6 protein-coding genes and 2 pseudogenes are annotated in these 4,257 nt (G+C 61.6%); 3 read left to right on the top strand and 5 right to left on the bottom strand.

Annotation, left to right across the window (positions count from 1 at the left end; genetic code table 11):
• The coding region (locus AAHZ94_RS29465) for a hypothetical protein (RefSeq protein ID WP_349996727.1) at window positions 1-261 on the bottom strand (261 nt) is incomplete at its 3' end.
• Window positions 262-404: 143 nt separating this feature from the next.
• Here AAHZ94_RS29465 and AAHZ94_RS29460 point away from each other — a divergent pair.
• Entirely contained in the window at window positions 405-563 is a 159-nt protein-coding gene (locus tag AAHZ94_RS29460) for a hypothetical protein (protein ID WP_349996726.1), read from the top strand.
• Window positions 564-701: 138 nt separating this feature from the next.
• On the opposite strand, the gene AAHZ94_RS29455 is transcribed toward AAHZ94_RS29460, so the two are convergent.
• The 4 genes from AAHZ94_RS29455 to AAHZ94_RS29440 form a co-directional block, all read right to left on the bottom strand.
• Window positions 702-1,334 carry a hypothetical protein gene (locus AAHZ94_RS29455; protein ID WP_349996725.1) on the bottom strand — a complete coding sequence of 211 codons (633 nt, stop codon included), beginning with the start codon at window positions 1,332-1,334 and terminating at the stop codon, window positions 702-704.
• A gap of 295 nt (window positions 1,335-1,629) precedes the next feature.
• A complete protein-coding gene (locus tag AAHZ94_RS29450) occupies window positions 1,630-2,091 on the bottom strand; it encodes a hypothetical protein (RefSeq protein ID WP_349996723.1) in 462 nt (153 codons plus the stop codon).
• 2 nt (window positions 2,092-2,093) lie between these two features.
• Entirely contained in the window at window positions 2,094-2,342 is a 249-nt protein-coding gene (locus tag AAHZ94_RS29445) for a polymorphic toxin type 24 domain-containing protein (protein ID WP_349996722.1), read from the bottom strand.
• Window positions 2,343-2,919: 577 nt separating this feature from the next.
• Complete coding sequence (locus AAHZ94_RS29440) at window positions 2,920-3,258, bottom strand: hypothetical protein (protein WP_349996721.1); 339 nt, start codon at window positions 3,256-3,258, stop codon at window positions 2,920-2,922.
• A 220-nt stretch (window positions 3,259-3,478) separates the two neighbouring features.
• Here AAHZ94_RS29440 and AAHZ94_RS29435 point away from each other — a divergent pair.
• A pseudogene (locus tag AAHZ94_RS29435) lies at window positions 3,479-3,660 on the top strand (site-specific integrase); the annotation flags it as partial.
• A gap of 47 nt (window positions 3,661-3,707) precedes the next feature.
• A pseudogene (locus tag AAHZ94_RS29430) lies at window positions 3,708-3,791 on the top strand (hypothetical protein); the annotation flags it as partial.
• Between the last annotated feature and the right edge of the window lie 466 nt (window positions 3,792-4,257).

Genomic DNA, 4,257 nt, shown 5'->3' with positions numbered 1-4,257 from the left:
GAGATATCCATCGGTAGCCCAGAGAAGAATTTCCCCACACAGTGAACCCGATTCGTCCATAACTGTCGCGTCCACCGGAATCACGCCCGAAAATCCCGGCGACCGGGGAGGACCTTCTAGCACGACCAGGTCAACACTCGCAGAATCTATTCCCCATGTTGCAACCACCTGCACGAAGTCAACTTGAGCCCGCAGTTCGACTGCGCCAGGGAACTCACTGGCGAGAATCGCCTCAACTACGGCTCTCTCACGCGAACCCATGGGACGAGGGGCGATCGCAGCGGACACAAAAAGACCTCCGAGTAGTCACCTCTTGGGGGCGAACGGAGCACGTGCTCTTTTTATTTCACGGCCGTCCATGGAGTATCTCGAAGGGATTCTACTAACCGGGGGTCTTTCCTAGTTTGACGTTTAAACAACTCCCAGGCCATACCCACGTCGGACTCCGCCTCCAACACGAAGCCATCAACACCCATCGCTCCACCCTCGACTGTCCCACCAACGACGAATCGATCCGCAACGACGGTGACGCCCCGCCGCTGCGCGAAGTCACCATCCACTGACGTTGCTGTCAACTACTGCCGTCACCCAGCACTGAAGCCCCGCCAGGACGCACCTGACGGGACTTCAGTTTTGCATGCGTACTGTCGTACGGGGCTCAGCATCTGAGCCGGCTCGACTCCGTCGGCCACCCCGTGACGTTACGGCCGTCTACCGCTCGGAGATCCATAGTTGGCGGTCAGGGCCACGGCGTACGTATCTGGTACAGGCCGCCCGCCGAAAGCTATCGGAACGTACGACTCCAACGCGCCTGGCACACCTAGGAAGGGCCCAAACCGAACGCACCATTCACTGCGCGCGGCCTCGTCGGGGAACCCCTGGAATACCGCCACCTCAGGCCCCCTTTCGCCCCAACACCCCCACTTTGCGGATACTCCGGTCACCGCGACAACATTCGCCGAGATACCGATCGACCCCAAAGCGTCGCCGTCCGGCTCGAAGCCGATCGCAGCCCAGTAGTCGTCCTCACCGGCCTCGACGGACAGAGACACCGCCGGATATCCCAGCCCCTCGGGGACATAGAAACCATCACAGTCCGGTTCGAGAACTAGCAGCTCGATATGTTCGTCTCCGTGCCACCGGGCCATCATGCAGAGCACGGGCCAGATTTCCGGAGCAAGGACCACGTCGAACTCACAGAACAAGGAGCCTCCAGCGCGCTCCCTGAAAACCTGGTCAGGGAACCTGGCATCGAGATCGAAGGTGGCTACACTACGGGATCGGACACCCAGATAGCCGTTGCGATCGATCACTATCGAACCTGCCTCTGCCATTAGTCCTCACCCAGCCTGATCTTGATGTCGGCCTTCTTGGACCCCGGATTGCAGTGGTCGACCGTCCACCCCTTGCAGCTGTTCGCCTTCCCTCGATGGGGATGCCTTGCCCCGTCTCTCTCGCACATGAGATTCGGGTTGCGATTAAATGTTGTTGCCAGAAGCCCATGAAGCCCTGCCGACCGGAGGCCGACAGGGCTTCAATTTGCCATGGGATTACTTTAGTACCGAGTAACCGTCGACCGACTCCGAACCCGCCTGAGGCTTTCCATAGGGGGCCCACTCACCATTCGGGCTAACGATCCAGGACCGCATGACTTTGTCGCACCAAGATACACGGGCCATCGGATGCGATATCCCCGTCGAGTTCGACACTGAACCTACGATCAGGAAAATCTGATCTCAGTTTGGCCGCCCAGGCTTCAAGCAGGAACTGTGTGAGGCACAACTCGGCGCCCTCCACAGCTTCTGAACTTCCGGGCCAATCGGCAAACAGATACCGAATTTCGAAAGTGTTGAAGCTGTCGACGAACTGACTCCATGGCATTTGGCCAGATTCACCGCGTGCAATAACCCGACGCTCGATCTCTTCCATATCCCCCGCATTGAGCGCGAGGAACACAGATCCATTCACCAGCTTGGTCTCCGGCCAGAAGAGCCGCCCCAGAGAAAGAGCGACGTAGAGATTCGCCGATTCAGAGAACCGAGCATCCACACTTCTTCCGAGAACGTCGTCTACGACTTCATGAATACCCATTCTCAGTACCCCAGAGGAAGATTTTCACCAGTGGTGCTTTCTCCGTAACCGCCACCCTTTGGATAGAACAGAGGCGGATTCACTCCGCTATGCGGTTTACCAGTTCCCCGGAACCTCGGGCCCAGTCGCCATCCAGACGGCGAGCGCGATTCCTCGAACCAGGTCTGATAGCGGGCTATTCGCCCATTCTCGCCCCGTTCAAATACCGCGTGGCTCCCCTCAGTGTTTTCGTTGGACTGAAGATGCTCCACTCGCTTCTTTTTCAGGCTAGAAGGCGAGACCGAATCTCCACCAGTGGGGAAATTGCTGTTGTGAACTAGGACCGGAATGGCCCCTGCGAGTACACAATATGTATGCACCCCAGAAACCGTCAGATCATGAGTCGGCCGCAACTCACTGAAATGACAGGTGGAAGCCCCCGTACCGTCGCACCGTCCAGCGTCCGCAGCTGCATACCCGGCACGATGTCGCCCGCGCTCACCCAGGGCTGAGAACCCACCAACCAGAACGACCACCACCCACAACCTGACACAAGACGCCTAACCCAACGCCTTCAAACAACCCCCCAGGCCACACCCACATCGGCGTCACCGCCGGCGTCTACGCCCACGTGCGGCTCCGCCTCCAGCGCGACACCACCGACCTCCTCGGGTCGCTCCCCGCGACCCCGTCGAGATCATCTGCAAGCCCGACAGCGACGACGAACCGCCCTTCGCCAAAGCCGCCGTCCGCTGACGTTGCCGTCACCGTCAAAACCCAGGATGCCCCTTTCTCCGTCACCCGGGAAAGGGGCATCCCGTTTCGCTCCGCAGGAGCATCTACGGCGATTCAGTTGTCACTCAGGAGTTGCAAAACTCCTTCAGGCCCACCTGAATCGATAATCCCCTTGAAGGAATCCAGAATCGCCGCCAGACCGCCCTCCGGAATGATCACGAGATCGGAACACTGGAAGTACGCACCGCTGGCGCATTCCCCAGTCTCCTGCCATCGATTCATCACCTGCTCGATCGCCCGCAGCGTCATGAACGTGGCACTCCATCGCGTCCCATCCGGGAGCTCTAGTTCAGCATCAAGGTTCTCAACAGTTTCCTTGTCATCGCGCGCCCCCAGCATGAAGAGAGCACTGAACTGCTCGGCCTCTACGCGGTAGAGAGAGTCACTCACCATTGAGCTAGCTCAGCCTCGCAATCACCCTGTAGTCGTTGGCCTCATCTGAATTCCTGACGACCCGAACCCTTTTCCTGCCCACTGTGGCACCTTCATCCGAGACGAGAGTCATCACGATTCACAGAAGACACCGCACGTCAACCACTGAAATTCCGAATCAGAACCGGAGTCACCTCGCCAGCAGATAATACTTTGCTTCCAGGAACCGTTAGACCATGCGTCCGCTGCAACTCTGCTCCTGGAACAAGGCGTGGATCTCGTCATCATCAAGGAACTCCTGGCCACGCCCACATCGGCGTCACCACCGGCGTCTACGGCCACGTCCGACTCCGCCTCCAGCGCCAGGCCATCGACTCCCTGAGCAATGCACTGGCTGAGGGGGGCGGCCCCCCCCCCCCCCCCCCCCCCCCCGGGGGGGCGCCCGGCCGCCCCCCGCCGCGCCCGCCGGCTTCTCCGACCAGGCGCACTTCAACCGCTGGTTCAAGCGCACGTACGGCATCACACCCGGTACGTATCAGCGCTCCGCGGGGTGACCGGGCTGCTGCGGGGTGACCAGGCTGCGGGGTGACTGCTCTGCCGGCTGTGCAGGCCGCAGGTTGCGTACTCCGCGGGTTGTTCGCTCCGTCAGGCCACCGCCGCCGTCGCCGGGTCGCCCGTGCACGCCGCCGGTTGCGCACCCTGCGGCAGTTGACCGCTCCGTCAGTCGCCCGCCCCACCGGTCGCCTGCCCCGCCGGTTGCGCACACCGCGGGGTGACCCGCTCCGCCAGTCGTCCCCTCCCCCCCCTCTGACCGACCGGGCAGCTGACCGCCCGCCTCGTGCCCGTACGTGACGGGCCCGGGGCCGGCTCGCCGGGGGGCGGCCACTGGGGGCCGACACCGGCACGGGAAAGAACACCGCAGCCGTCGTACGGGCGACACACCACCGCGGGCGTACGGAAGAGGACCCGCCGCGTCCGCATGGCAGCACGCCACCCGCGTACGCGACGGGGTCCCCCACC

It is taken from the genome of Streptomyces sp. HSW2009, from assembly GCF_040240285.1.
Classification (GTDB): Bacteria; Actinomycetota; Actinomycetes; order Streptomycetales; family Streptomycetaceae; genus Streptomyces.
This window is presented reverse-complemented; position numbering and strand designations above follow the sequence as displayed.

What these genes read in the sequence shown, in the direction of transcription:
- AAHZ94_RS29455 (WP_349996725.1), bottom strand. Translation starts at nt 1,334, where the DNA reads ATGGCAGAGGCAGGTTCGATAGTGATCGATCGCAACGGCTATCTGGGT.
- AAHZ94_RS29440 (WP_349996721.1), bottom strand. Translation starts at nt 3,258, where the DNA reads ATGGTGAGTGACTCTCTCTACCGCGTAGAGGCCGAGCAGTTCAGTGCT.
- AAHZ94_RS29450 (WP_349996723.1), bottom strand. Translation starts at nt 2,091, where the DNA reads ATGGGTATTCATGAAGTCGTAGACGACGTTCTCGGAAGAAGTGTGGAT.